Raw genomic sequence first — 22,462 nt, 5'->3', positions numbered from 1 at the left:
CTCAGCACGCAGAGGCCCCCTGGACAACAAGACGTAGGGAAGCAGGAACAAGGAAATGGCACAGGACTACGGTCTGCCGCCGATCGCTGAGGAGAACCGCACGCTGGTCCGGTCCCGTTTGCGGGAAGTCGAGGCCGGCAGCGGTCCTCGCGAGACGCTGACGGTGGAGTGGCGCGGGCACCCTGAGCACCTGGAAGTCATTCAGATGCCGGTGGGGAACCTCTACTACAACCCTGCCACCCATCGCATCCGCGCCCAGTCCAGCCACGACCCCAAGCAGGCGGCGGCCCTGGCTGACGACCCCTGGAGCAGCGAGAGCCAGGCGTACTTGGACCGGCTGCTGCAGGTGCTTCCCGCGGATCCGGCAAGGAAGGATCCGGAGTTCGACGAACTGGTCGCCAGCCTCAAGGAGTACGGCCAGACAGATCCCGGCCTGATCACCCGTGAGGGCGTCCTCGTCAACGGCAACACCCGCCGCGCAGGTCTGGTCCAGTTGTACGGGCCCACGCACGAGATGCGCGTGGCCGTCCTGCCAGAGAGCTGCGACTGGCAGGACATCGCGGCAATCGAGCTGTCCCTGCAGCTGCGCAAGGAGCACCGCCGCGACTACTCGTACATCAACCGGCTCCTTGCGGTGCAGGAACTCGTTGACCGGGGAACGCCCTTGGCGGTAATCGCCTCAATTTTCCGTACAACAGCGGAGCGGTGCCGGCAGGACCAGTGGGTGCTGGCAAACATCGAGTCGCTGATCGAACGCAGCCGGTCGGCTGGCGGCCAATTGTCTCTGGTGGCGTTCGAGGACCAGGCGGAGAAGTTCCGCGAGCTCCAGCGCGCCTACGTCAAGCAGTACGCAACGAACCCGGAGAAGGCCGAGCTGCTGCTGGAGAGTCGGCTAGCTGCCATGCTGCTCGGGTTCGCCAAGACCGACGTGCGCTTCATCGGCCACGACTTCAACGAGCGCTACCTGTCGAAGGTACTCCCTGAGGGCAGTGCACCGGCCGGGCCTGCTGCGAGTACCGCCATCCCGGGTTTGGGTAGGGCAGTTAAGGGCCCCTCTGCCGACCTCAGTGCGGCCAAATCACTGACCGACACCGTTCTGCGCTTGCGGGTCGCCATCCAGCCTGGCGGATCTGTTGAGCAGGATGCTGCCGATGAAGCGCAGAAGGAGGCAAAAAGACTGCGCGATGCGATGGATGAAGCCATCACATTCGCCGGCCGTGATGCACGCATCCAGAAGCGCAAGCAGGCAGCGCCCGCCCGCCTGGCCGATGCAGGCCGGGACATCGAGCAGTGCATCACAGATCTCGTCATGTCCCGGGCTCAGAGCAGCCTTGACGAGGACGCCTTCGACGACGCCGTCACCGACCTCCGGAAGAAACTGCAGAAGCTCGCGCTTGAAGCCAAGCGCACTGTGCAGGATCCCGGTGACGGGGTGACTTGGCTCATCGAGACTCTCGGGAGGGCTCGCTAGATGGCAGGCGAGCCCAGTCTGACGATCGGGTTCGACGTCACGCGTACCCGGGCATCGCTGAGGACGGTGCCTGCCTGCCGCAGTGCTCTCGGGCAGATGATCGCCAGCTTTCCCAGCGGACGGATGACAGACCGGTTGTCGGCCGTAGTCCCCGTGGACAGCTTCCTTGCGAGCATCAGCGCGTTGGCTTCCTGGCCTGAACCAGAAAGCGTCGTCTGGGAGGAGGACTTCCGACGTCTCGTCACGGAGATGCTCGACACCGCTGACGCGGCCGAGAGGCTGCTCAGCGGTGAGGTCGGCGAGGACGCTGTCACCGCCGACCAGATTCCTACCCTGCTCGGGGCAAGCTGGAAGGCCCCTCTGGCCCCGTTCCAGCTGCGAGACACGGCTCGGCTGCTCTCGATGGGCAACGGGGCTAACTTCAGCGTGCCCGGAGCTGGGAAGACCCGGGTCTCCATGGCTGTCTTCTCAGCACTGAGAGAGCGGGGCGAGGTGTCCCGCATCCTCGTGGTCAGCCCGAAGTCGGCGTTCGAAGCATGGCGGTACGAAGCCGATGCGTGCTTTGCTGAGCCGCTCCAGGCGCATGTGATGGGCAAGGGCTCTCCTCCCTCTGCCGATCTCCTCATCGTCAACTACGAGCGCCTGCACGGGGCGCTGCCTGCGCTCTCCGATTGGCTCAGAGCAGCTCCTGCAATGCTTGTCGTCGACGAAGCCCACCGGATGAAGCTGGGGGGGGCCGGCGTCTGGGGCGCAGCTTGCCTCGCGCTCGGTCCGCTCAGCCGCGTTCGCATGATCCTCAGCGGCACGCCGGCACCGAACGGTGCCAAGGACCTGGAGAACCTCCTGTCCTTCGTGTGGCCAGGCCACGGGCGCAGAGTGGTGACCCAGGCCGTCGACGGCGGCGACCTCGCCTATGCGAGCCAGGTACTGAGACCCATGTTCACTCGTACGACAAAAGCAGAGCTGGGGCTGCCGCCGGTAGAGCTCCGGCTGCGGCGGCTGGCGATGCCGCCTCTGCACGAAGAGATCTACGAGGCGCTCAAGGCCGGAGGCAAGGTCTCTGCGAGGGCCGCTGCCGACCGCATGGACTTCCAGGCTCTCGGCAAAGCAGTGCTGCGCATGTTGATGGCTGCGACCAGCCCTGCCCTTCTAGTAGGCGGATCAACTCGGTACGAGCCTCTCGAGTTCCGCGTCCCGCCATTGCAGGCTTCGGAGAACGCCCCTCTGTCGGAACTCCTCCACCGCCTTCCGGAGTACGAGGTAGCACCCAAGTACGAGGAGGTCTTGGCCATCGTTGCGGAGAATGCCTCACTGGGGCGGAAGACCCTGGTCTGGGCGAGCTTCGTCCGCAGCATTACGTCTCTGCAGCGGCTGCTGGCGCCCTTCCAGCCTGCTGCGGTCCACGGTGGCACCCAGGACCGAGAAGCAGAGCTCCGCCGGTTCAGGGAGGATCCTGACTGCTCCGTCCTCATCTCGAACCCTGCGACCCTCGGCGAAGGCATCAGCCTGCACCAGGACTGCCATGACGCGGTCTACATCGATCGCGATTTCCAGGCTGGCCGCTTTCTGCAGAGCCTGGACCGCATCCACCGCCTTGGGCTGAGTCCTGACGCCGAGACCAGGATCACCGTGCTCGCAGCCGCGGGCACGGTCGACGAGATCGTCGCCATGAGACTGGCGAAGAAGCTGGAATTCATGGGCAGGATCCTGGACGACCCCGCAGTGCGCGAGCTCAGCGATCCGGAGGAAGAAGCCCCTGTTGCCGCAGGGATGGACGCGGCCGATATGCGGGCCGTCCTCGAGCATCTTGAAACGGGCGCGCTGTAGGGTTCAGCTCACAGAGTCCCCTCCTGCAGCAGCCTCTCCAAGGCATCTGCCTCCCGCTGGAGCACGATGCGGCCGTCCCCGTCGCTGAACGCCATGATGCGGGCCCCGGTGCCAAGGCCGGCCTCCGCCAGGAGTCCGATAGGCAGCGAGACCTTCCCGTCTTCGTCGATGCTGAGCTCAGCTGGTTCCCGAATCACAGCCGAAGTGTGCCACTGCTGTCCCGGATCGGCTGTCCTGCTTACCCGCGGCATGGATAGAGTCCCGTCGTGGATGGCGACGGAACGAGTATGCAGACCCCGCTGTGGCCTCTCGGCGACGACGGCAATGAGGCAGACCGCGAGCTGGCTGCTGTGGCGCGGAGCCTCCTTGCGGCCGATCCGGACGGCCGCAGAATGGCCGCAGCGGTCCGGCGGAGTATCGACATGCTGCTGGACGGGCAGCACACAGGCCGCTATCGCTGGGGGCAGCTGTACAAGACGGAGAAGGCACACCTCGGCACGCTGATCGAGATCAACCTGCAGCGCGAATTCGGGTTCGCAGACGGCCGCGACATGGACTACTCGATCGCCGGGATCGACGTCGATTGCAAGTACTCCCAGACCCTGGGCGCCTGGATGATCCCCCCGGAGGCTCTCGGCCACCTGCTGCTTGTGGTCTGGGCCAGCGATGAGCGGTCGAGCTGGTCCGCCGGCTTGGTGCGTGCCCTGCCTGAGCGGCTGAACAGTGGCGGCAACCGGGATGCCAAGAAGACTTTGAGCGCCGCGGGGCGCCAGGCAGTGAAGTGGCTTTTCGACCGGGCTCCGCTCCAGGAGAACATGCTGCTGAGGTTGTCCGGGCCGGACATCGACGCGATCTTCTCCCACAAGAGCGGACAGCGTAGGGTGGACGAGCTCTTCCTGCGCGCCCAGGGCCGACGCGTCAGCCGGACGGTTGTCGCGACCGTGGCCATGCAGGAGGACTATATGAAGCGGGTGCGCTACAACGGCGGGTCGCGTTCGCGGCTCCAACCCCGCGGCATCGTGATCCTGGGCCACTACTCCAGCCACGGCCGGATCGCTGAAGCACTCGGTTTGCCGGTGCCCGGTCCGGGCGAGTCTGTAAGCGCGCGGCTCGCTGAGGTACGGCCCGAGCACGGTGCGGCTCCGCGAGTGGAACTCGAAGGGCGGGAGTGGGTCCTCGCCGGGCCTGCTGATCCAGAACAGGCTGTACCGAAGCTGCCGGAGATATGAGCGAGAAGGAAGCAGCGGGAGAGCTCCCGCAGTGGCAACCCCCTGAGGGTTCGTGGGCCTCGTCGGCGGCGAACCGGCGGAGCATGCTCGGCAACCGAAACCGCGACACTGCGCCGGAGCTGCTTCTGCGCTCCTTGGTACATGCTGCGGGGCTCCGCTACCGCGTCGCTGCCAAGCCGCTTCCGAAGATGCGCCGCACGGCTGACATGGTCTTCCGGCCTGTGAAGGTGGCGGTCTTCATCGACGGCTGCTTCTGGCACGGCTGCCCGGAGCATTTCGTCATGCCCAAGACCAACCGACCGTATTGGGAGGACAAGATCGGCCGCAACGTCCAGCGCGACCGCGATACGGACGACCGCCTCAGCGAGGCCGGCTGGCTAGTGCTCCGCTTCTGGGAGCATCTCGATCCGGAGGCGTGCGCCCGCACTGTCGTCGACGCGGTCACCGCGCGGCGGCAGGAGGCTGCGGCGCTGAAGCGCCAGGGCAGGCCGACCCTGCCGCCGGGCGGCGAAGGGCGTGGTGCAGCGGTCAGCTGATCTTCGCCTGGTTCACCGCGAAGAGCTCATGCCGCTGATGGCCTTCCTGCCCGACGAATGCCTTGAATTCGCCGAGCTGGTATCCCAGCGCCCCGCTGGAGCGCGGGACGCGCGTGATGATGAAGTCCCGCTCCAAGTGGGCGAGATGCCTTTCGACTTCCGGCTCGGACATGTGCTGCCCGTACTTCTCCAGCCGCTTGATGATCTGATCGATGCCGAGAGGGCGCTCCATGCCGCGGAGCAGCTTGTACACCGGGTCGTGGACCGTCTCCGTCGCTTCCACGAGCTCATTCCGCTCGCCTTCCTTCCGCAGGGCTCGGGCGATGGACCGCCCGACAGCCTCGGCGACGGGCGGCGGGAAGGCGTTGCCCACCTGCCGGTAGGTGGTTGTCTTGCGCCCTTCGAAGAACCACTTGTCTTCGGGCTTCCACCCTTGGATGCGCGCGACCATCTCGACGGTGAGTTTCGGCCCGGGCTTGCCCTCAGCAGGCTTCCAGCCTGGTTCAGGTGCTTCGTCTGCGACGCCCTTAGCATCTACGCCGAGTTTCGCCCACGCTGCCTTGGCCCGGGTCGGGCCGAGGTCGGCGCCACCGTGCTTCTTCGATCCGCCCACGATGGTGGGCGCGATGTCGTCTGCTCCGTCAGCCCAGGCTTTTGCACCTTCCCAGCCCTTGGCCGCCATCAAGCACTCAAGCGCCTCCCCCACGGTCAGACGGGCATCGGGAAGTTCCTCCGGCCAGGAGAAATACTCTGCGTACTCAGGAAGGAGCGCTACGAGCACGAAGCGCGGGCGGAGCTGGGGAACACCGAAGTCGGCAGCATGGAGCAGCTTCCACTGCGCTGCGTAGCCTGCGCTCTGCAAGGTGTCCAGGACGTTCTGGCGGTATGCCGCGAAGCGGTTGGCGCTCAGCCCCCGGACGTTCTCCAGCAGCAGCGCCTTCGGCCGCACCCGCTCGGCGAGGTTGACCGCCCAGGCGAACAGATCGCGCTCGTCCGTTGCCCCGAGCTGCTTGCCCGCGATCGTGAACGGGGGGCATGGGACACCGCCGGCGAGCAGGTCCAGCTGCTCGCCGTTCACGGTGCGGTAGTCCTCAGGGGTCCATGTTCCGGGATCTGCTACATCCCCTTCCACCACATGCCAGGCCGGACGGTTCCGGCGAAGCGTGGAGGCGGCATTCGCGTCGAGCTCTACCGCCAGGGCATGCTCGAAGCCTGCGCGCTCCAAACCGAGGGCCTGGCCACCCGCTCCCGCGCAGATCTCGACCACATGCAGATCCGTCATTCGTCCTCCATACACGCGCACTGCCCACCGCTTGCTCGGCTGCACTCGGCAGGCCGGACTCGAACGTGCGAACGAGTCCGTCTGTCGCACGAACATCCCAGCTGCACGGCAGGAAGTCCACCGAGGCTGGGATGTACAGCTGACCGCGAACGCGACCAGTGGGAATACCCAGTCTAAAGGGCCGGAATCCTGCAGACCGGGGCTCACCGGACGGCTGCGCAAGAGAATCAAAGGACTGCTGTCCGGACGCGGCTCACCTGCAGTTTTCCCCGCTTCGCGCTACGCCGGAGCGATCGCTGCTCCCGGCGGGCAGGCCATTTCCTGCGTATACCCGCGGTAGCGGACAGGCTGCGCCATTGCGGGGCGGGGCGCAGTCAAACACGCCCCGCCCCAGGTGTATGACGGTGTACTCGCATCTCAGCAGGTGGCGCATCTCTCTCCGGCCGATACTTGATCGCGTGGACGGATCACCAGCAGACAGGTCGGAACGGCTCGGCAGCCGTGAATCCGTCGTGGTCCGGTCATTCGCCGAGGGTGACTCCGTTGCGCACCTGACGCGTCTGCTTCACCGCGCCTACTCCGCCCATGCGGCCGAAGGTCGAGTCTTCTTCGCCTCATATCAGTCGGTGGAGGACACGGCCTACAGGCTGCGCCAGGGTGAGTGCTGGGTAGCTCTGCAGGGAAGCGAGCTGGTGGGCACCGTGACGGTGGCAGCTCCGCATGAAGCCCCGGACGGGTACCCGGCTCCAGCGGGATCAGGAGCGTTCTGGCAGCTTGCGGTGGACCCCTCGTACCGGGGGGCGGGTCTTGGCAAGCGACTGCTGGCCCTGGCGGAGGAACGTATTGCCGCGCTCGGGTCGGCGCAGGTAGTGATCGATACGTCGGCCGAGGCGGTCGATCTGGTCGGTTGGTACCGCAGGCGTGGCTACGTGCCGGTCGGGTCCTGGCGGTGGGGCGTGACGAACTACGAGAGCGTGGTGCTCCTGAAGGAGCTGGCGCCCGGCGGACACGGGCTGTGACACGGACTGCTGGTGCCGCTTGTGGCGGCACCAGCAGTCCGTCGGCTACTAACCGAGGGCGCGGGCGGCATCCTGAGCAGCAATCGTGAGCGCCTCGTCCAGGGCTTCGGTGCGGCGGCCGCCGGCGCTGGCGACGGGGCCCTTGCCGCCAGCTCCACCGCCGACCGTGCGGGCGGCCGGGATGAGGATGCGGCTGGCGTCGATACCGGTGTCGTGCAGGCTGCGGGTGATGGCGGCGGCCAGCAGGGCCTTGCCCTGGTGCTCGGTGCCCAGGACGACGATGGCGTGGCCTGTGTCGAGGTGGCTGGTGGTGTGCTGGGCGAGGGTACGGAGCTCGTCCGGGCCGAGTCCGGTCACCTTCTTGGCGACGATCCGGCCGCCGGCAACCGCGCGGGCGGAGGCGGCGAGCTGCTGGGCGCGGTCGCGCAGCTCGGCCTCGCGGAGGCGGCTGAGCTCCCGCTCGGCGGAGGCGAGGGCGTCGAGGCGCTTGCGGAGGGCGTCGGGGGCGTCCTGGGGGCGGGTGCCGAGGAGGGCGGAGAGCTCTTCGAGGAGGCGGCGCTCGGTGTCGTAGTAGTCGAGGGCGTCGCGGCCGGTGAGGGCTTCGATGCGGCGGAGGTTGGAGCCGATGGAGGCTTCGCCGACGATGCGGACGGGGCCGGCGTTGGAGCCGTGGCCGATGTGGGTGCCGCCGCAGAGCTCGCGGGAGAAGTCGCCGATGTCGACGATGCGGACGTGGTCGCCGTACTTCTCGCCGAACAGGGCGGTCGCCCCGGCGGCCTCGGCTTCGGCGCGTGAGGCGTGCCAGACGCGTACCTCGGGGTCGGCGAGGAGGCTGTCGTTGACGAGGGTCTCGATGGCGGCGAGCTGGGGGCGGTCGACGGCGGAGAAGTGGGCGAAGTCGAAGCGGAGGCGGCCGGCGTCGACGAGGGAGCCGTGCTGGCGGGCGTGGGCGCCGAGGGTTCGGCGGAGCATGGCGTGCAGCACGTGGGTGGCGGAGTGGGAGCGGGCGACGGCCTCGCGGCGGGTGCCGTTCACGAGGGCTTCGGCCTGCTGCCCGGTGCGGATCTCGCCTTCGGCGACGCGGACCGTGTGGACGTGGAAGCCCTCCAGGCCGAGCTTGGTGTCCAGGACCTCCAGGAGCGCGCCGTCGGCGGTGCAGATGGTGCCGGTGTCGCCTACCTGGCCGCCGGACTCGGCGTAGAACGGGCTGCGGTCCAGGACCAGTTCGACGCTGGTGCCCTGGTCGGCGCCCGGCACGACCGTACCGTCGGAGACGACGCCGAGGACGGTGGCCTCGGCATCGAGGCGGTCGTAGCCGACGAAGTCGGTACGGCCGTGGCGGGCGGACAGTTCGCGGTAGGCGTCCTGGCGGCGCAGGGCCTCGGCGGTTTTGGCCTTGCCACCAGCCTTGGCACGGCGCTGCTGCTCGGTGAGCAGGTCGGTGAAGCGGTTCTCGTCGACGGTGAGGCCGGCGTCTCGGGCGGCTTCGATGGTGAGCTCGACGGGGAAGCCGAAGGTGTCGTGGAGCTCGAAGGCGGTGTCTCCGGTGAGGGTCGTGGACCGGTTGTCGCGGCTGCGGGTGATGGCGGCGTTGAGGAGCCGGGTGCCCTGGGCGAGGGTGCGGGTGAAGGACTCCTCCTCGGCGGTGACGACCTGCTCGATGAGGGCGGCCTGGGCGGTCAGCTCGGGCCAGACGTCGCCGAGGTTGCCGATGACGCTGGCGGTGGCCGGGGCGAGGACGGGCTGGTCGATGCCGAGCAGGCGGGCGTGGCGGATCGCGCGGCGCATCAGGCGGCGCAGGACATACCCGCGGCCGTCCTTGGCGGGCAGGACGCCGTCGGCGATCAGGTACGCGATCGAGCGGGCGTGCTCGGCGACGACCTGGAAGGAGACCTTCTCCTCGCCGCTGCCGGGGTAGTCGCGGCCGGCGAGTTCCTGGACCGTGGTGAGGGTGGGGTGGAGGAGGTCGGTGCCGCAGACGTTCTCGACGTCCTGGAGGATCGCGGCCAGGCGGTCGAGGCCGAGGCCGGTGTCGATGCTCTGCTGGGCGAGGTCACCGAGGATCGGGAAGTCGCCCTTCCCGTCGCCCTCGCCGCGCTGGTACTGCATGAAGACGAGGTTCCAGATCTCCACGTACCGCTCGCCGTCGACGGCCGGTCCGCCCTCGCGGCCGAAGGCCGGTCCCCGGTCGTAGTTGACCTCCGAGCAGGGACCGCACGGGCCGGGGACGCCCATGGACCAGAAGTTGTCCTCCATGCCCAGGCGCTGGATGCGCTCGGCGGGGACGCCGACCTTCCGCCAGAGCTGTTCGGCTTCGTCGTCGTCCTGGTAGACGGTGATCCAGAGGCGGTCCTTCTCCAGGTTGTAGCCCTGGGTGAGGAGTTCCCAGGCGAAGGCGATGGCGTCGGCCTTGAAGTAGTCGCCGAAGGAGAAGTTGCCCATCATCTCGAAGAACGTGGCGTGCCGGTTGGTCCGGCCGACGTTGTCGATGTCGGAGGTGCGGGCGCACTTCTGGATGGTGGTGGCGCGGGGGAAGTCCGGGGTGACCTCGCCGAGGAAGTACGGCTTGAACTGGTTCATGCCGGCGTTGGCGAGCAGCAGCGTCGGATCGGACGGGATGAGCGGGCTGGACGGGACCTGGCGGTGGCCGCGCGAGGTGAAGAAGTCCAGGAAGGTGGAGCGGATCTGCGTCGAGCGCATGGTGGTGTGGCCCTCACGGAAGAGTCGTGGAGAGATGGGGGTCGATCACACGCCGAGCCGGGCCGAGAACAGGGACTGAGGGGTTCTCAGTTCTCCAGCTCGACGCAGATAGCTCGCGCCCCCACGGTGTAGACCATGACTCCAGATCCGTTGTCTCAGGTGGCGCAGCCGTCACCGGACGCAACGGTCCGCTGCGACTGCGCCACCCAGCGTAGCGGGTCCGGAGTCAAGATCGCTTCGATTTATGCGCCCCGCCGCCCGGTGCCCGTCAGGGACAGGAGCGTTCCGGCGAGGTCGTCGGCGTGGGGGAGCACGACGGCGGCGCCGGCCCGGGTGAGCGTCGACGGGCCGGAGAAGCCCCAGCCGGAACCGATCGGCGTCACGCCGGCCGCGCGGGCCGCGTGCATGTCGGACTCCATGTCCCCGATGAACACGGCGTCGCCGGGTGACACGCCGAGCTTGTCGAGGGCGAGCAGGAGGCCGTCCGGCGCGGGCTTCGGTGCCGCGTCCTCGTAGCAGACGACGACGTCGATCAGACCGAGGATGTTGGGCGGCAGAAACCAGTCGACCCGCTGGCGGCTTCGCAGGGTCACGATGCCGGTGCCGACGTCGGCGGCGCGCAGCGCGGCGAGCGTGCCGGCCACGAACGGGAACACCTCGGCGGTGAGGGTGGCGGTGGCCGTCGCCGCGTCCCAGCTGTCCGGGTTGATCGCCCCGGCGTAGCCGAGCTCGGCGAGCACGTGCTCGCGCGGGATGGTCGCGGCCCCGGCCGGCAGGTCGGCGATGGTGACACGTCTACCGAGGGCGGAGGTCGCGAAGCCCGCCAGTGTGGCGAGCTGGGCGTGGCGGCTGTCGACGAGGACGCCGTCGAGGTCGAACAGCACAGCCCGCTTCACGACGGGTCACCCGTCTGCGATACGACCAGGTCATCCTCGGTGAGCAGGGAGTGGAGGGTGACGTTGTGCTCGGCCAGCAGTGCCCGGCCGCCCAGTGGGCGCTCAAGGACGCACAGCGCGTCGGCGACCGGCGCTCCGGCGATCCGCAAGGTGCGGGCCATGGCGAGCAGCTGCCCGCCGGAGCGGACCACGTCATCGACGAGCACGGTCCGTCGGCCGATGAAGGTAGCGCCCTCGATCTGCCGTCGGGAGCCGTATCCCTTCGGGCGGCGGCGCACGAACACGGCGGGCAGCCCGGTCGCGGCGGACAGGGCGACGACGAGAGGGACACCCCCGAGCTCGATCCCGGCCAGCAGCTGGGCGTCGCTGGGGACGAGGGCGGCCATGGCGGCGGCGGTGTCGCGCAGGAGCTCGGGATCGGCGGCCAGACGGTACTCGTCGAAGTAGCTGTCGATCCTCCCGCCGTCGGAGAGGTGGAAGGGGGCCGTGACGAGGGCGGTTTCGGCGAGCCGGACGGTGAGGTCGGGCAGCCGGGTGCTGGTGGTCATGCTCCTCCGATCGGTGCCGTATCGAGCGTGTCGAGCGTGTCGAGAGCGGCGAGGCGGTCGCGGAAGACCTCGGCGGACTCGGCGGTGCTGAGGAATCCGAGGGGCCGGGTCGGGGTCTCGTACAGCCACTTCTCCTCGCGTAGGAAGGCGAGCAGGCGCTGGGCGGTCGGCCCGGCGAGGAAGATCGGTACGGGCCGGATGGTCGTCGCGTAGTAGACGGCGGCGGTCAGCTCGTGGAGAGTGCCGATGCCTCCGCCCATGGCGACGACCAGGTCGGCGTGGTCCAGGTAGTGGTTGAGCCGGGTGCCGAGGTCGGGCAGGCGGACGGATGTGGTGGCGTGCGGGTTGAACGCGCCCCACTCGTCGTGCTTGCTGATCAGGGTCACCGCGGTGACCAGGGCTCCTTCGGAGGCGGCCCCGCGCGCGGCGGCCTCCATCAGGCCGTTGTAGCCGCCGTGCAGGAGGGAGTAGCCGGCCTGGGCCAGGGCCCGGCCGATCTCCTCGGCCAGCTTCTCCTCCTCGCAGGAGGCGGGACGGACCCCGCCGAAGAAGACGGCGGTCAGACCCTCGCGGGCCCGGTCGGAGGCCGGGCCCGCGAGGTGGAGCGCGTTCACATCAGCTCCAGGTAGGTGCGATACGCGGCGATCGGGCTCTCCAGTCCGCTCAGCGCCTCGGGGCAGGCCCGCTCGACCAGGGCGAGCGTCCGCTCGACGGCCGCGTCCACATCAGCGGCGAGGGGGACGGCCGGTCCGCTGATCGCGGCCTCCAGATCGCCGAGGCAGACCCGGCCGATCGGGGTGACGGCGATCTCCTCGCGCAGCTGGTACCAGCCCCAGAACCGCGAGCTGGGTGCCAGGGCCGTCTTGATCAGGTCCTTCGTCGCGGTGTGGAGGCGGTGCCACTCGGAGTAGGCGACGAACCGCTGGCCCCGCTTGATGCGCTTGTGCAGCAGCACGGCCAGCACCAGGTGCTCGATGAGCAGCTCTGAGCAGGTACGGGGCCGGGCGAGGAACTCGGCCGCGAACCGCTCGGCAGCCACCGTTCCCTCGGCCGGGGCGATGGCCGGCTCGCGGTCGAGGAGTAACGCGGTGGCGACCGTCGCCCGTAGGCGTGGGATGCGCGACGCGGGCGCGAGGTAGAGGTCGATCTGGTGCAGGTGCCCCTCGTCCGGGACGAGGAAGACCATGCCGACTCCGCCCAGGTCGGCGACGATCGTGTCGCGCCAGCCGGGCAGCAGGGCGCCGGCCTCGATGGACATCAGGTCGTCCAGGGCCTCGACGAACGAGGGCAGGTCGGCGTCCTGGACACCGACGACGAAGTCGACGTCCGAGAGGCGGTCGGCGGTGCCGTGGGCCAGCGACCCGCGCACCATCAGGTGCGTGACCGACGGCGAGGTGGCCAGGATGTCGGCGAGCCGGGACAGCAGCGGGAGCTGGGACGGGCGGTTGGCGAAGGTGAGTTCCGCCAGGTGCAGGGTGGGCACGTGCGTCCTCCGATCGAATGTCGGCGTGAGGGCCGTGTGGGCCGGGTCGGTCAGGCCGTGAGGGCGAGGAGGCGGCGCTTGGCCGACGTCCAGCGCGTGGCGGCCTCTTCGTTGCCGAGCGAGGTGTGCAGTTCGGCGATCAGGTCGTAGACCGCTCCCTCGGGAAGCGCGTACGTGTAGAAGAGCCGCAGCAGCATCCGCTCGGCCGCGTCCGTGTAGCCGAGGCCGGCCATGCCACGGGCGGCCTGGAGCCGTTCGGCGATGACTGCCGGACCGGCCGGGGGCAGCGGCTCGGCGGAGCCGGAGTGGAGCGTGGGCCGGCGGGCGAGGAGCCGGTAGGCGTCGTCGGCGTACACGTCGGCGATCAGGTGGATCCGGTCCGGGCCCAGCAGGTTGCACACCCCGTGGGCGTACGTCGGTGTCAGCCGCCAGATCCGCCCGCCGGTCATGTGCACCTTCGTGCCGCCGGTGACGAGGAACGCCGACGTGTTGGTGTGCAGGGGGATGTGCAGCCGGTGCCGCTCGACCTGGTCGAGCTCGTCGTAGTCGCGGTGCTCCCACAGGAAGGCGTTGGCCTCCAGCCGGGCGAGCCGCACCCACATGTAGTTCAGGCCGAGTTCGGTCAGCAGGGCGGCGGTGGCCGGCATCTGCGCCAGCAGGTCGGTCGGCCTGGCCGTGCAGTCGCCGATCGTCACGTCGACGGCGTCGCCGGACGCGTTCATCAACGACGTCGTCCACCAGCCTCCCGACTGGTAGGCGCTGTACTCGGCCTTCCAGGGCGCCGGGGCCGTCAGGGCCTCGTGGCGCATCCGCTCCAGCTGAGCGGGGTCGACAGCGTCGAGCTGGGCGATCTGCCCGGCAAGGGCGGTCAAGGTGTCCATCGGATTGACCTTTCGCGTGTCGGAGGAGTACATGGCTGGTCGCCCTCCGCCGAGTGGTGCGGGAGCGGTACGGGGAGGCTCCGGGTCTCCTCGGCGGAGGGCCGTTCAGCGGTCGGTGGTGCGGGGGAGCGGAAACGCTTCCGGCATAGCCACGGCAGCCCTGCGGGCAGGGGAGCCGAGGAGCTGGTCGGCCTGGGACCGCAGGGCCCAGGCGGGCCCGGCCAGGCCGGCGAGGGCGAGGAACGTCAGGGCGAACCGGCTGCTGCGATCAGCCCGTACGAGAGCGTGGGCGGGAGTGGCGGGTCGGCGGTGGCGGGACCTGCTCATGCGCGGTCGCCGGTGGCCTTCTCGTGGCTGGCCAGGAGACGACCGGTCTCGGCGTGCAGCCGTTCCAGTTCCGCCGGAGCGAGGACGAGAGCGCCCTCGCGTGTCGATCCGTCCGAGAGGTGGAACACGACGGGCACCGAGCCCTGGCGGGTGCGCGGGTCGTAGACCGCGTCCCGGTGGGGCAGCAAGGTGGCGTGCGTGATCTGCGCGGGCACCGGAAGCAGCGTGGAGCCATCCGCCGACGCGGACCAGGTGGGTCCGCCGCCGGGTGGGCGCAGGTGGTAGGTGGTGGCGGAGTCCTCACCGGGGAGGGTGACCACGACGCCGACACGACCGCTGTGAGCGGTGTCGGCGGCGAGGTCACCGAGCCGGGGTACGAAAGGAGCCGCCGTACGTAACTCGGCTTCCTGGGAAGGGAGATGGGGAGTGCGTCGTCCGGTCATGCCCCGAAGTTAGGGACGGCCGCGACCCCGAATATGAGCCGGAGGAATACGACCCCTATCCGTCCAGGTGAAAGCGGTCGGACATGCGCCGCAACTTCTCACGCGTGGCTGCCCGTTCGGCGTAGACGATGCTCCGGAGCGTGGAGCGGGCGATGGGGTGGTTCCGTACGAGCTGGGGCGCGATCCGCTCGGCGGTCTCCAGCTCGACGAGGGCCTTGTCCCGGTTGCCGTCCCACAGCCAGGCCCGCGCGATGTCCATGTGGTGGTGCCCCTGCCGGGAGTTGGGGAGCGCGCCCACCAGCTCCGGGCTCGTGCGGCGGTTGATCTCCAGGGCCTTGCCCTGCTCGCCCATCTCCAGGGCCACGCTGATCGCGTGGATCTGCACGTTCCCGGCGGAGAACGTCAGCGAGTGCCGGTCGTACACCGGCACTCCGGCGTACGCATCCATCCGCTCGGCGGCGTCCTTCGCGTACCCGATCCGGTCCTCCGCTTCGGACGCGCGCCCGGCGCGGGCGGCCGAGACCGCTGCCCGGAGCTGGAGCGTGCCCCAGGCCCGTACAGCCAGCGGGTCGCCGTGTTCGTACGCCTGCTGCACCGACCCGATCGCCTTGTCCGAGAGCGTCAGCGCGTCCGCCCAGTCGGCCGTCGCCCACATGTCCCAGACCCGCATCCAGTCTGCGACCGCGGGCAGCACGGGATCCCCCGACAGCCGGGCCGACCATGCGGCCCGCTCACAGGCCATCGCGACCAGCTCCGGGTGGCCGAGGGAGTGGGCGGCGGTGTGGGCGAACTTGCAGCACACCGCGTAGATCGCGTACGCCTCCTCCCGCTCGTGCCCCTCCGACGCCTCGGCCAGAGCCCGCGCCTCGCGGAACAGGTCGGGCAGGACGCGGAGGATCGCCACGTTCGAGGCGGTGTCCCGGAGACGGTGGAGCCGCGTCACCTCCCGCCACAGCTGCGGCGCCGGCCTCGGCGTCCCGTCGAAGACGGGGGCGAGGTCGTAACGGCGCAGCTCACGCAGGATCGACGAGGCAGCGATCTGCCACTGGTTGTCGTCCGGAGAGCTGCTGTACGGGCGCCCGATCAGGTCGTTCGGGTGGACGTGCAGCTCGGCGGCGACCTGGTTGAGCAGCCCGACCCGGTCCAGCTCGATCAGGCCGCGCTCCATCTTGGACACCCAGCCCTGCGACTTCCCCAGGGCCGTCGCGAGGTCCGCCTGTGGCATCCCGAGGCGTAGCCTCGCCCTGCGGACGCGTCGGCCGATCTCCTCGGCTTCCTCCAGCATCAGGACACCTCCCCAACCGCCGGACGGCCGTGCGGGGGGCGCCGGGCTGTCCGTACAGAGTTCGTCACCAGCACGGTACCCAGGACGCCGCCTGCGCGTGGGGAAGTTGCCGGGCAGGAGCGGCTCAGGGCTGCGCTCTCTGTGCGCAGGAGCCGCCGTGTTCTGTCGGGGCACGAGGCGGATGTCCCGAGAGTGAACGCCTTCGCTGTTCCGTTTCGGGACACGACGTGCGGCGGAACCCTTCTCGGCCCGCTGATGACTACGCGCCTCGGGCCCGGGCCTTCTGGACCTGGGCCCGAGGCGCGCTTCGTGTCAGGTGAGTGGGGTGAGGTGGGCGGTCAGTTCCCGGGCTTCGGATGAGAGGCCGGCGTGGACTTCGCGGGCGAAGGCGGTGTCGGGGCGGGGTATGAGGGTCCGGATCGTGATCCAGTGCTGGGCAGCCTGTTCGATGGCCTGCTGGGTGTGGTGGATGGCGGTCCGGCGCTGGGTGATGTACTGGTGGGCCTGGTTCCAGGTGATGTCTCCCTGCGTGGCGAGTTGGGCCAGGGGCGGCGCCGTGTGTCCGTCGGCGATACGGAACGCGTCGGCCTCGGCGATCTGCTTCCGGATGCGGGTCTGCTTCTGCCGTTCCTCCAGGGTGGCGATGGCGTCGTCGAGGGCGAGGTGGCCGCCGCTGACCTGCCTGGCGAGGTCGGGGGCGTGATCGGCGAGGCGGTCGCGCTTCTCCTGAATGGCTGCGGCCTTGGCCTTGCTTTCAAGCGCGGCCTCGTAGGCGGCGTCCAGCGGGAAGGCGCCGATGCGGACCTGTTCGGCGAGCTCGGGGGCGTACTTGAGGACGACGTTGGCGGCGGAGAGGCGGGTGCGGCTGAGGCCGTGGGATTTGGCCAGGTCGCGCAGGGAGCATCCCGAAACGGAACAGGCCATGGCGGTGATCATGGCTTCCTGGCCCTTGCTCATGTGCCGGCGGAACACGTTGTTGGAGAGGATCAGCGCCGTGGGGTTGCTGCCGGTGTAGGTGGTGAAGCGAGGCTCGATGCCGGCGATCTCGCAGGCGGCGAGGCGGTTGCGGCCGTCGAGGAGGACACCATCGGCGTCAAGAACGATCGGCCTGTGCTGGCCTTCGGTCTTGATGGACTCGGCGAGGTCGAGCAGCTCGTCCTGGCTGAGCATCGGGAACATGCTGGCGGTGGGGTGGATCTTCAGGGTGTGCTCCTTGTCGGATGGTGGGGTGGGGTTCAGCGCGTGCGGCGCTGCTGGTCGGTGCGGACGGGACGGTAGGGAGCCGACTGGGGTGCCTGGGCACGGCTGGTGGTGCGTTGCGTCAGGTCGGCGAGGCGGTGTAGTCGCCAGGTGAGGACTTCGCTGACGCTGGTGGCGGTGTCGAGTTCTCGTTGGGCGGTGGCTTCGGTGAGGAGGGCGGCGGGGTTGTGGCCGGCGGTGCCGGCTTGGGCGAGGGTGGCTGCGAGGGCGGGCCAGCCGGGCTCGGCGAGGATCTGTTCGGCCTGATCCGGGAGCGCTCGGCGCACGGTGGCCGCCTGCTGGAGACGAAGCCACTCGGGCAGCTCGGTTCCTCGCCGGTGGATCACGGCCAGCGGCTCTGCGGCCGCGACCTGGTACGCGGCCCGGAGATGCTCGGCTGCCTGCCGTGCGGCCTCCGCCTGTTGGTTGTGGCCACGGGTGCGGTGCCAGTGCTGCGCGGCCACGACCGCCAGCAGAACGGCGTCGACGAGGACCGCGAGCAGGGCTCCGTCCTTCGGGGCGGGTTCCCGCAGGATCGCCTTCACCGCCCGGCGGGTGGCCTGAGCCTGCTGGTACTGGGCCCGGATGCGGGAACGGCTGGCCCGCTCGAAGGCGGTGGCTGCCTGCAGGAGTCCGGGCCGCAGGGCCGGAGGGGCGGCCAGGGGTAGGACGTCGAGGGTTTCGGCGAGCACGGTGATGTGCGCCTGTCCGGCCTCGTCCTCGCTGTGGTCGAGGAGCTCGGGCACTCGGTCGGTGGCCTGGGCGAGGCGACGCCAAGCATGGGACTCGAACGGTGTCGCTGGACTGGTGTCGGTGGCGGTGAGGCGTTCGCGGATCTTGGGGTAGGAGAGGTCGGGGGCGAGGGTGGAGCCGGAGAACCAGACGGGCTGGCCGTCCTTGTTGGTGTCGCCGGCGAGGGCGACCTTGTAGCCACGGATGTCGCCGGACGGGAATCGCTGAATCTCCACGAGAGTTCCGGAGCCTTCGAGGAGGCGGAAGAACTCCTCCGGGTTCGTGGCTGCTGCGAGGAGGGTGCGGGCGGTGGTACGCAGGCGTTCGCGGGCGGTTGTGGCTCGGCCGATGCGTTGGGCCTTCTCCTGTTCGGCTCGGGTGGGGCGCTTGGCGGCGGTGCGGTCGCCGCGCGGGACCTGGCGGAGCCCGTACTCCTTCTCAATGGCCACGAGTTCCTTGTCGGCGCGCAGGAAGTCGTTCCAGTTCCTCGGCGGGCGGAGGTCTCCCCGGACCTTGGTGGCGACGATGTGGATGTGGTCGTCGGCATGGCGGACGGCGACCCAGCGGCAGGCGTCGGGGTCGCCGGCCGGGGCGATGCCGGTGGCGTCCAGGACGCGGCGGGCGATGGTGGCCCACTCGTCGTCGGTCAGATGGCGGTCTTCGGGCGCGGCGCGGATCGAGCAGTGCCAGACGTGGTTCCTCGGCGCCTTCGGGCCGGCCTGCTTGACCCGCAGGTCGAGGACGTCGGCAAGCTGGGTGAGTGTGGCGGTGGGATTGCGGCCGGGGTCGGGGACGAAGTCGTCCCACGCGGCGACGAGGTGCGGGTCGGTGTGCTCGTTGGCGCGGCCGGGCCCGTAGAGGTAGCTCAGGACGCCCCGGGTTTTGTGGCCGGGCTTGACGATGTTCGCGATCAATCAGGCCGCCCAACGGTTTGCGGCGGCCACGATGGCGGTGTCGTCGACAGCTGTCACCGTCTCCTGGACCAAGGCCGCCAGCCGTCCGGCCTCGGCAAGCACAGCGGCGTCCATGGGGTGTGTCGTCCCGCCTTCGTTGAGGCGTTTGGCGATCTGGTTCGCATTCGTGCCGACCCTGGAGACCTGCTTGCGCAGGGCGGCGTACTCGTCGATCAGGTCGTCGACGGGGGTGCGCTGCTCGGGCAGGGCGAGGTCGCCGTTCAGGTGGGCCATGACGATGGCGCCGACGAGGTGCGCGCCGGCCAAACCGAGGCGATGGGCTTCGTCGAGGATCGCCTGCTTCTCGTCGACGCTGTAGCGGACGTCGACGCGCTCCTTGCGCTGCACGTCCTGGCGGGCGCGGCGGCGGGCGATTCGGCGCAGCGCGGCCTCGTCGGCGGCACGCGAGACCCCCTTCCCCGGTGCGCCCTCGCGCCGGGGTGCTGCCTCCGCCACCCCCCGGGCGGAGGCTTCCGCGTTGGACCGGCCCTTGGACGGTCCAACGCCATACCTTGCTCCGCCCGGGGCAGGGGTGGTGGACGACTGCTGCTGGCAGGAGGGTGTGGGAGTGACGTGCTCGTGCATCATGACCTTTCTTGAAGTGCGGGGTGACGAGAGGCGAGGACCATCGACGTGGGCCCTCTCAGTGGGGATGGTCGGCGCGAGCGGTCTTCAGCTCCGCCTTGACGGCTCGGGTGACCTCGGCAGCGCGGTCGCTGGCGATGCTGTGCCCGTCGGCGCGCACGGCGTCTTCCAGGCGGTCGCGTGAGAGGCGCCCGGTTTCCTGATGGACGCGATGGGCGTAGGCGACGAGGACGTCCCACGGCAATTCGGGCTTTCGTCCAGGCTGCTTCGGCTTCGTGGTTTTGCCCGGGTCAGCTCCAGGTCCGTCGCCCGATTTCGGTTCCGGGCTGACGGGTGCGGGGACGGGCCGCTGCGGGCGCTCCGCACTCGGGCGAAGACGGGTGCCGGGTTGCGGGCGAGCGGATTGCGGGCGGGCTGCCCGGTGAGTGTCCTCGTCGCCCGAATCGGATGCGGGCAGGCCGCCCGTCGCCTTCGCCCGCTTCGGAGAGCCTGCCCGCGGACGGCTCTGCCCGGAACCGCCGGCGGCGTTCGGGACTGGGGCGTGCCAGCGCGGGGGCAGGGTGAGGGAGGCGAGGTCGAGGGCCTGCTTGCGGGTGGCGAGCTTGCGCAGCAGCAACTCGTCCTGGAGCGGGTCTCCGTCGACGTCAGCCCGCTCCAGTGCCTCGTGCAGGCGGTGGGACAGGCGCCGGCCCCGCAGCGTGCCGCGTTGCCCGTCGGTCATCGATTCGGCGCGGAGGATCAGGGCGACGGCGTCGCTCAGCGCGCGCTCGCGTATGAGCCGGGCGGCGTCCGCATCCTGGTCGGCGATGCCCAGCCGCGCCAGCAGCCGTTCGCGCGTCTGCCGGACGAGGACGGCGGTCAGACCGCGCGAGGCAGCCTGGGGTGTACGGTGGCGCAGCTCGATGCCCATGGCCAGGTGCCACAGCATCGCCGCCATGACCGGCCCCACGAAGGCGCGCACGGTGCCGCCGACGAGCCCGAACTCGGCGTAGGCGGGAATGATCTGCACTCCGGTGATCACCCAAACCAGGACGCCGGGCACGCCCGGTGCGCGTGCGGGACCGTTGAGGTTCTGGCGTGCCATCAGCGCGGTGGCGAACAGGGCCAGCTCGGCGGTGGCGAACATGAAGGCGCGCTCGACGGTGCTGCCCATGTCCAGGTAGTCGGCGGCGAAGCGCCAGCTGGTGTCGGCGCTGTAGGCGGTGCAGCCGGCTGCCGCCAGGCCCGCGACCTTGATCGCCGGAGTGCCGGTCCGCATGCCACTGGTACGGCTCCGGCCTCGCCACATACGCCATCCGGCGAACAGCAGGGCGGCGGCGAGCAACAGCGTGCCGATCGCGAGCAGGGACAGGGGTTCGAGGGGGAAGATCATGCGGCTTCCTGACGGGCGCGTTCCGCGGCGGCAAGGTCGAGGCGCGTCGGGTGGGACGTGGCGCGGGGCACGTTGCCTCGGGCACGGCCGTCGGGGCCTACGCGTCGGCTGCGGCAGGGTTCGCCCGCGCGGGCGTGGCACCACGGGCACCAGATGCCGAGGGCGTTCGGGAGCCCTGCGGCGACGGCGGCCTCGCGTGCGGCGCGGGCCGGCCGGTAGGGGGCGAGCGCGGCGCGGATTGTCGGTGGGACGCACGATCCGATGGCACGCAGACGGGCCTCCACGTCGGCGTGCGGGCCACCGCTGGTGAGCTGTCGGTGCGTCGAGGGCGCGGCCGTTCCGGTGGCCACGGCCTGCCGGCTGCCGAGGAGCTCGGCCCGCCAGGCGGCCGGGTTGTCCGGGTCGGCGGCCGGCGTGGGGTCGGTGTGCCGGTCGAGACGGTCGCGGCGGTACGCGCGCCACGCTCGGGCGACGTCCACGGGCAGGATCGGGTAGGGCGAGTCGAGGACGTGCGTCCGTATCGCCCGGCGGACGTCCCAGCCGTGGTCCGTGGCGAAGGGCACGTCGTGGAGCAGTTCGTGCCACTGGGCGAGCTGGTCGCGAGCCTCGCCTGGGTCGGTACGGATCGTGCGGGGGTCGAGGCGGCCGGTGTAGGCGAGGACAGCGGCGACTTCGCGGCGTTCCAAGGGGTGGGTTACTCCGTTCCTGTCGGTTCTTCGAGGGCTGCGAGGAGGGCGGCGGTGTGCGCTTCGGCGCGGGTCATGCCGCCTGCGAGTGGGGCGGCACCGCCAGGCAGGGCGCGCAGGTTCGGCCGCTCCGGGGCGGGAGTGCGTTCCCGGGCGATCCACGTGCGCCAGTCGGCGCCCCACACGGCGGCCGGGCGGGGTGCCCACGTCGTCCGGTAGGTGCGCCACTTCTCGTCGGCCGCCCGCAGGCCGTGCTCGCCGAGTCGGGCCAGGTGCCCGTCGTGCCGCAGCCAGGCCCAGGTGGCGTCGTCGATCTCCCACTGGGCGGCGGCGGTGAGGGAGGCAGAGCTGCTGCTCTTACCGTTCACCTTCGGTTCACTACCGTTCTGGGGGTCGGAATCCGCGCCCCCGGAGGGCTGGAATCCGGTCCCCCCAGGGGTCGGAATCCGTTCCCCGGGGCCGTTATCCAGCTTCCCTGTGAAGGCGTCGGCAGGCTCGGATTCTGGCCCCCGAAGGGTCGGAATCCGAGCCCCCTGAGGGGCCGAATTCCGGTCCCCCTCGTCTGCTTGGTCGGCGAGGAAGGAGGCGGCGATCGGGAGGTGGTAGTACGTCTCTCCGCGCGGTCCCTTGCGGCCCGCGAGCTGTGTCAGCTCCCCGCTGGCGATCAGCTTCGTGAGGGCGTCGCGCACGGCCGTACGGGATGCGTTCGCGCGCTTCATGAGGGTGGGCACGGACGCGTACGCGATGCAGCGGCGGTCGAGGCACCGGTCGGCGATCAGGGCGAGGACCATGCGGGCGGTGCCCTTGCTGCTGCTGTGGTCCCACACCCATTCGCGGGCGTCGTAGCTCATCGGGTGGCGGCTCCTTGCTCAGGGCAGGCGGGTGCGGCGGGCCTCTTCGGGCCGTGCGCGGAGTGGGATTGGGGCGCGGTCCCCGGTACCGAGCGTGTCGGCGAGGGTCGCGAGGGC

At 70.0% G+C, this 22,462-nt stretch carries 22 protein-coding genes; 5 read left to right on the top strand and 17 right to left on the bottom strand.

Annotation, left to right across the window (positions count from 1 at the left end):
* The first annotated feature begins 55 nt into the window (after window positions 1-55).
* Together CP967_RS18065 and CP967_RS18060 are read left to right on the top strand one after the other, a co-directional pair.
* Window positions 56-1,471 carry a ParB N-terminal domain-containing protein gene (locus CP967_RS18065; protein ID WP_150488962.1) on the top strand — a complete coding sequence of 472 codons (1,416 nt, stop codon included), beginning with the start codon at window positions 56-58 and terminating at the stop codon, window positions 1,469-1,471.
* The gene (locus tag CP967_RS18060; RefSeq protein WP_150488961.1) at window positions 1,472-3,298 is read left to right on the top strand and encodes a DEAD/DEAH box helicase; all 1,827 of its coding nucleotides are present in this window, start codon (window positions 1,472-1,474) and stop codon (window positions 3,296-3,298) included.
* A gap of 8 nt (window positions 3,299-3,306) precedes the next feature.
* On the opposite strand, the gene CP967_RS18055 is transcribed toward CP967_RS18060, so the two are convergent.
* Window positions 3,307-3,495 carry a hypothetical protein gene (locus CP967_RS18055; protein WP_150488960.1) on the bottom strand — a complete coding sequence of 63 codons (189 nt, stop codon included), beginning with the start codon at window positions 3,493-3,495 and terminating at the stop codon, window positions 3,307-3,309.
* Between the two features lie 90 nt (window positions 3,496-3,585).
* Here CP967_RS18055 and CP967_RS18050 point away from each other — a divergent pair, with 90 nt between their 5' ends.
* On the top strand, window positions 3,586-4,527 hold the full coding sequence (locus tag CP967_RS18050; RefSeq protein ID WP_229888490.1) for a NaeI family type II restriction endonuclease: 942 nt from the start codon (window positions 3,586-3,588) through the stop codon (window positions 4,525-4,527).
* Window positions 4,524-5,063, top strand: a complete 540-nt coding sequence (locus tag CP967_RS18045) for a very short patch repair endonuclease (RefSeq protein WP_268253039.1) — start codon at window positions 4,524-4,526, stop codon at window positions 5,061-5,063. The genes CP967_RS18050 and CP967_RS18045 overlap by 4 nt, the downstream gene beginning before the upstream one ends.
* On the opposite strand, the gene CP967_RS18040 is transcribed toward CP967_RS18045, so the two are convergent.
* Window positions 5,056-6,345: a DNA cytosine methyltransferase gene (locus tag CP967_RS18040; protein WP_150488958.1), complete on the bottom strand. Its 1,290-nt coding sequence runs from the start codon at window positions 6,343-6,345 to the stop codon at window positions 5,056-5,058. The two genes, CP967_RS18045 and CP967_RS18040, sit on opposite strands and share 8 nt — an antisense overlap.
* Window positions 6,346-6,803: 458 nt before the next feature.
* On the opposite strand from CP967_RS18040, the gene CP967_RS18035 reads away from it, so the two are divergent.
* The gene (locus CP967_RS18035; RefSeq protein ID WP_167535401.1) at window positions 6,804-7,364 is read left to right on the top strand and encodes a GNAT family N-acetyltransferase; all 561 of its coding nucleotides are present in this window, start codon (window positions 6,804-6,806) and stop codon (window positions 7,362-7,364) included.
* A gap of 48 nt (window positions 7,365-7,412) precedes the next feature.
* Here CP967_RS18035 and alaS read toward each other — a convergent pair whose 3' ends face one another.
* From alaS to CP967_RS17960, 15 genes are all read right to left on the bottom strand, one after another.
* Window positions 7,413-10,064: an alanine--tRNA ligase gene (gene alaS, locus CP967_RS18030; protein WP_150488956.1), complete on the bottom strand. Its 2,652-nt coding sequence runs from the start codon at window positions 10,062-10,064 to the stop codon at window positions 7,413-7,415.
* Between the two features lie 242 nt (window positions 10,065-10,306).
* Window positions 10,307-10,960 carry an HAD family hydrolase gene (locus CP967_RS18025; RefSeq protein ID WP_229888491.1) on the bottom strand — a complete coding sequence of 218 codons (654 nt, stop codon included), beginning with the start codon at window positions 10,958-10,960 and terminating at the stop codon, window positions 10,307-10,309.
* Window positions 10,957-11,508, bottom strand: coding sequence for an orotate phosphoribosyltransferase (locus CP967_RS18020; protein WP_150488955.1), 552 nt, complete (start codon window positions 11,506-11,508; stop codon window positions 10,957-10,959). Before CP967_RS18020 ends, CP967_RS18025 begins: the two co-directional genes overlap by 4 nt.
* Window positions 11,505-12,122, bottom strand: a complete 618-nt coding sequence (locus tag CP967_RS18015; RefSeq protein WP_229888492.1) for an LOG family protein — start codon at window positions 12,120-12,122, stop codon at window positions 11,505-11,507. The genes CP967_RS18020 and CP967_RS18015 overlap by 4 nt, the downstream gene beginning before the upstream one ends.
* Window positions 12,119-12,991, bottom strand: coding sequence for a hypothetical protein (locus tag CP967_RS18010; RefSeq protein WP_150488954.1), 873 nt, complete (start codon window positions 12,989-12,991; stop codon window positions 12,119-12,121). Before CP967_RS18010 ends, CP967_RS18015 begins: the two co-directional genes overlap by 4 nt.
* A 50-nt stretch (window positions 12,992-13,041) precedes the next feature.
* Window positions 13,042-13,872 (bottom strand): aspartyl/asparaginyl beta-hydroxylase domain-containing protein, encoded by an 831-nt coding sequence (locus tag CP967_RS18005; protein WP_150488953.1) that lies wholly within the window; start codon window positions 13,870-13,872, stop codon window positions 13,042-13,044.
* A 105-nt stretch (window positions 13,873-13,977) separates the two neighbouring features.
* The gene (locus CP967_RS18000) at window positions 13,978-14,199 is read right to left on the bottom strand and encodes a hypothetical protein (RefSeq protein WP_150488952.1); all 222 of its coding nucleotides are present in this window, start codon (window positions 14,197-14,199) and stop codon (window positions 13,978-13,980) included.
* A complete protein-coding gene (locus tag CP967_RS34700) occupies window positions 14,196-14,642 on the bottom strand; it encodes a hypothetical protein (RefSeq protein WP_229888493.1) in 447 nt (148 codons plus the stop codon). The genes CP967_RS18000 and CP967_RS34700 overlap by 4 nt, the downstream gene beginning before the upstream one ends.
* A gap of 55 nt (window positions 14,643-14,697) precedes the next feature.
* Complete coding sequence (locus CP967_RS17990) at window positions 14,698-15,927, bottom strand: helix-turn-helix domain-containing protein (RefSeq protein ID WP_150488951.1); 1,230 nt, start codon at window positions 15,925-15,927, stop codon at window positions 14,698-14,700.
* 312 nt (window positions 15,928-16,239) lie between these two features.
* Complete coding sequence (locus tag CP967_RS17985; protein ID WP_150488950.1) at window positions 16,240-17,097, bottom strand: ParB/RepB/Spo0J family partition protein; 858 nt, start codon at window positions 17,095-17,097, stop codon at window positions 16,240-16,242.
* Between the two features lie 65 nt (window positions 17,098-17,162).
* The gene (locus CP967_RS34320; protein ID WP_150488949.1) at window positions 17,163-18,812 is read right to left on the bottom strand and encodes a relaxase/mobilization nuclease domain-containing protein; all 1,650 of its coding nucleotides are present in this window, start codon (window positions 18,810-18,812) and stop codon (window positions 17,163-17,165) included.
* Window positions 18,813-19,307 carry a plasmid mobilization relaxosome protein MobC gene (mobC, locus tag CP967_RS17975; protein ID WP_308436196.1) on the bottom strand — a complete coding sequence of 165 codons (495 nt, stop codon included), beginning with the start codon at window positions 19,305-19,307 and terminating at the stop codon, window positions 18,813-18,815. It lies immediately after the preceding gene.
* Window positions 19,308-19,494: 187 nt separating this feature from the next.
* Window positions 19,495-20,808 (bottom strand): hypothetical protein, encoded by a 1,314-nt coding sequence (locus tag CP967_RS17970; protein ID WP_150488948.1) that lies wholly within the window; start codon window positions 20,806-20,808, stop codon window positions 19,495-19,497.
* Window positions 20,805-21,494 (bottom strand): zinc finger domain-containing protein, encoded by a 690-nt coding sequence (locus CP967_RS17965; protein ID WP_150488947.1) that lies wholly within the window; start codon window positions 21,492-21,494, stop codon window positions 20,805-20,807. The genes CP967_RS17970 and CP967_RS17965 overlap by 4 nt, the downstream gene beginning before the upstream one ends.
* 8 nt (window positions 21,495-21,502) lie before the next feature.
* The gene (locus CP967_RS17960; RefSeq protein ID WP_150488946.1) at window positions 21,503-22,345 is read right to left on the bottom strand and encodes a helix-turn-helix domain-containing protein; all 843 of its coding nucleotides are present in this window, start codon (window positions 22,343-22,345) and stop codon (window positions 21,503-21,505) included.
* Window positions 22,346-22,462: the final 117 nt, after the last annotated feature.

This window comes from Streptomyces nitrosporeus, assembly GCF_008704555.1.
GTDB classification, from domain to species: Bacteria; Actinomycetota; Actinomycetes; order Streptomycetales; family Streptomycetaceae; genus Streptomyces; species Streptomyces nitrosporeus.
This window is presented reverse-complemented; position numbering and strand designations above follow the sequence as displayed.